This window comes from Fulvivirga lutimaris, assembly GCF_009711525.1.
In the GTDB taxonomy this organism is placed as follows: domain Bacteria; phylum Bacteroidota; class Bacteroidia; order Cytophagales; family Cyclobacteriaceae; genus Fulvivirga; species Fulvivirga lutimaris.
In genome coordinates, this window is the sequence record NZ_SMLV01000432.1 from 1 (window position 1) to 3,638 (window position 3,638).

Consider the following 3,638-nt stretch of genomic DNA (forward strand, 5'->3'; position numbering starts at 1 on the left):
TAGTGTCAAAATTCATATGAAAGACGTGCAGGTTTCGGTGTGTTGACTAAAATGCTGAAATAATTTAATAACACCTTTCCCCATATATTCCGGCATCTCATAATAGTTCAAGACCCCGGAATAAATCAGGGGAAGATGTAGGGTGTAAACTTCAACCCATCTTCACCAAAATCTCTTTCATCATCTTTGCAGCCAAAAAGGCCGTCATATCGTGCAAATCTTTGGTGGGGTTATATTCTACAATGTCAGCGCCTATTACTTCTGCATCAAGATTATGGATCAGATCAATAACTTGACGGGAAGTCAGGCCACCTGGCTCGTGATGAGATACACCAGGGGCAAAAGCAGGATCTATACCGTCAAGATCTAGTGTGATATACAAGGGGTTTTCAAACTTCTTAATTTTACCAAAATCAAGATTTCTCATTTGATGAATCTCAACTCCAAACTTGTCAGCTTGTTCGGCCTGATGTGTACTTAAAGTTCTTATGCCTACCTGTACGAGCCTGGTTGCAAAACCATTTTCCATGATCCTGGCAAACGGACAGGCGTGTGAATATTTATCACCTTCAAATTCATCATAAAGGTCTGAATGAGCATCTATTTGGAGAATGTCAAGCTTTGGGTATTTTTCAAAATGGGCTTTAATAATTGGGAAAGCAATGGAATGATCACCGCCAAGCGTTAATATCTTCTTGTCCTCATCAAGGTGCTTTTTAGTAATTTGTTCAATATCAAAATACTCTTTGATCTCAAAGTCACCCTTATCTTGAATTTGCAGATCATCAATAGAAATGCCATTCTCAGCAAACATATTGAAGGCGCCACTATGCAGCGCTTGCCTGATTAGGGGAGGTGCCAGCGCTGGCCCCCTGAGGTAAGAAGATTTTTCGTCAAACTGAATGCCCTGTATGATAATACCCATGATATTTATATTAGTAGTGACACTAATATAAATATTTCATCACAAGGGGAAGCAGAGTTTTAGGCTACCATATCGGCTTTCTTCGACTTTCTATATAAAAATGAGTTGAAAATATTACGCTTGGCAAAACGCAATGGCTTATCAGCATTCACAAATTTGATATAGAGATTTCTTGTTACACCAAAATATTCATAAACACTGCCATCCTGAAAAGTAACTTCTAATAAAAGGCCTTTATGTTTGAAATCCGCAATGCCAGATTCGTTAATTGTATTTGTGTACTCCTCCAAAGTAGCAGCTTTGGTCTCAGGAGCAATGCTTACCAAAAAGTGATAGCCATCAATAATTTGCTGACTTTTAAGCTCAGCTTCTTCAGCTTTAGCATCACCAGCCTGAAACTTATCGGGGTGCCATTCTTTAACCAGATTTCTGTAAGAAGTCTTCAACTCCTTTAAATCAATGTTTCCGGTTACATTAAAAAGTTTTTTGTACTCGTTGATACGTTTCATAGCTGCGCTTTCAAAATAAGCTGCAAAGCTACCTTTAATTATTGTGAAAGTTTAGTGTTGTTGAAATATGGCGTGAGGTTCTCATTTCATAACATCACTCATTTTTTTCTTTATCTCCTCCAAACACAAATTTCCAATGCTGCCTTCGTGGGTATGATGCACATTCTTTTCTGGCTTATAGTTGCCTTCCATAATGTCTTTGCCCAGCTTTTGGTAGGCCTCTCTAAATGGCATGCCTGACATTACCAACTTGTTCACCTCTTCCACGCTGTAGAGATAGTCGTACATATCGCTGTCCAAAATATTTTCATTGACCTTGATGTGTTGAAGCATAAAATTACAAACCTCAAGGTTGTCCTTAAGTTGGTCAATGCCATTCATGATGCTTTCTTTTAGCTGCTGAAAATCACGGTGATAGCCACTGGTGAGATTATTGATCATATAACTAATCTCAACTGGCAGACTTTGAATCTGATTGCACTTCGCGCGCATTAGCTCAAATACATCCGGATTTTGTTTGTGCGGCATAATGCTTGAACCTGTGGTGAGTTCCTTTGGGAAGCCAATAAAATTAAAATTCTGACTCATAAACAGACAGACGTCAGCTGAGAATTTGGAAAGCGTTCCGGCTACTGAGGCAAGACCATAGGAGATAGATCTTTCTAATTTACCACGACTCATCTGCGCAGCCACAACATTGTATTTCATGGTTTCAAAACCCAGCAATTCAGTGGTCATGGTTCGGTCAATGGGGAATGAGGAACCATAACCTGCTGCTGAGCCCAATGGATTTTGATCCGCAATTTTAAAAGCGGCATTCATCATGATCATATCATCAATCAGGCTTTCTGCATAAGCCCCAAACCATAGCCCAAAGGAAGAGGGCATGGCAATCTGCATGTGGGTGTAGCCAGGTAATAAAACTTTTTGATGCTGCTCTGTCAGCCTGATCAAGGTTTTAAAAAGTGTTTGCATCAGGCCTTTGATTTGGATGATTTCATCCTTGGCATATAAATGCAAATCCACTAAAACCTGATCGTTCCTTGAGCGCGCAGTATGTATTTTTTTACCAGCTTCACCAATTTTCTTAACCAGTTCAAATTCAATTTTGCTGTGCACATCTTCAAAATCACCTTCTATAGTGAAGGTGCCATCTTCAATGGTCTGGTCTATTTCTTCCAGCCCTTTGAGAATGTCTGCTAATTCTTGTTCTGTCAGAATTCCAATCTTAGCTAGCATTTTGGCATGTACGGCATTGCCTTGAACATCAAACTTTGCAAGTTTAAGATCTAGCACGCGATCATTACCTACGGTAAATCGCTCAACAATATTTTCAGTAGTATAACCTTTGTCCCAGAGTTTCATAGTTTGTTTAATTTTTAACTATCGTCATTCCTTAAATTATTGATCCAACTTTAAAAAGATCAATAATTATCAGGGATCTTAAATTCGCATTCGACAGAGATTCCGGACATTTTCTTTAGGAAAATTCCGGAATGACGGAGTTATTCTACGTTTTTGGTGAAGAATCATTTTATTATCTCATTCAACATTTTAATATACAATTCAATCCCCTCTTCAATCTCTTTTAAATAAATGTACTCATCAGCCTGATGAGAACGGGTAGAATCGCCCGGCCCAACTTTTACCGATGGGCAACTTAAAATAGCCTGATCCGACAATGTAGGTGATCCATAAGTGGTTCTTCCTAGGTTGATGCCACCCTGAACAAATGGGCGATCTAAAGGAATAGAGGAGGAGTTAAGTCTGAACGACCGTGCCTTCATTTCACTTTTTGTATGTTCATCAATAATGGAAAAGACTTCCTCATTAGAGTAGCACTCATTCACACGCACATCAACCACAAAATGGCATTGATCGGGCACCACATTATGCTGCTGGCCTGCGTTGATTTGGGTAACAGTCATTTTTACCGGACCAAGTAGATCAGAAACCTTTGGAAATTGATATTGCTCAATCCACTGGATATCTTTCAATGCATTGTAAATAGCATTATCATCATTTGGGTGTGCTGCATGACCTGCAGTTCCTTTGGCCATTCCATCAATTACCAACAAACCCTTTTCTGCGATAGCCAGATTCATGCCTGTTGGCTCTCCTACAATGGCAAAATCCATTTGCGGCAATTGTGTTTTTAAATGAGCCAGACCATTAGGGCCTGAGTTTTCTTCTTCTGCCGTTGC

Annotated in this window: 4 protein-coding genes; all 4 read right to left on the reverse strand. The window is 39.5% G+C overall.

Annotated elements, in window-relative coordinates; all coding sequences use genetic code 11:
- Positions 1 to 151: 151 nt before the first annotated feature.
- On the reverse strand, positions 152 to 925 hold the full coding sequence (gene speB, locus E1140_RS19405; RefSeq protein ID WP_155188107.1) for an agmatinase: 774 nt from the start codon (positions 923 to 925) through the stop codon (positions 152 to 154).
- 59 nt (positions 926 to 984) lie between these two features.
- On the reverse strand, positions 985 to 1,434 hold the full coding sequence (locus E1140_RS19410; RefSeq protein WP_155188110.1) for a KTSC domain-containing protein: 450 nt from the start codon (positions 1,432 to 1,434) through the stop codon (positions 985 to 987).
- A gap of 81 nt (positions 1,435 to 1,515) precedes the next feature.
- Positions 1,516 to 2,799 carry an argininosuccinate lyase gene (argH, locus tag E1140_RS19415; RefSeq protein ID WP_155188112.1) on the reverse strand — a complete coding sequence of 428 codons (1,284 nt, stop codon included), beginning with the start codon at positions 2,797 to 2,799 and terminating at the stop codon, positions 1,516 to 1,518.
- A gap of 164 nt (positions 2,800 to 2,963) precedes the next feature.
- A partial coding sequence (locus tag E1140_RS19420) for a peptidase dimerization domain-containing protein (RefSeq protein WP_155188227.1) occupies positions 2,964 to 3,638 on the reverse strand: 675 nt, incomplete at its 5' end.

Excerpts from the sequence above, each read along its gene's own strand:
- speB (WP_155188107.1), bottom strand. The coding sequence starts at position 925 with ATGGGTATTATCATACAGGGCATTCAGTTTGACGAAAAATCTTCTTAC.
- argH (WP_155188112.1), bottom strand. The coding sequence starts at position 2,799 with ATGAAACTCTGGGACAAAGGTTATACTACTGAAAATATTGTTGAGCGA.
- E1140_RS19410 (WP_155188110.1), bottom strand. The coding sequence starts at position 1,434 with ATGAAACGTATCAACGAGTACAAAAAACTTTTTAATGTAACCGGAAAC.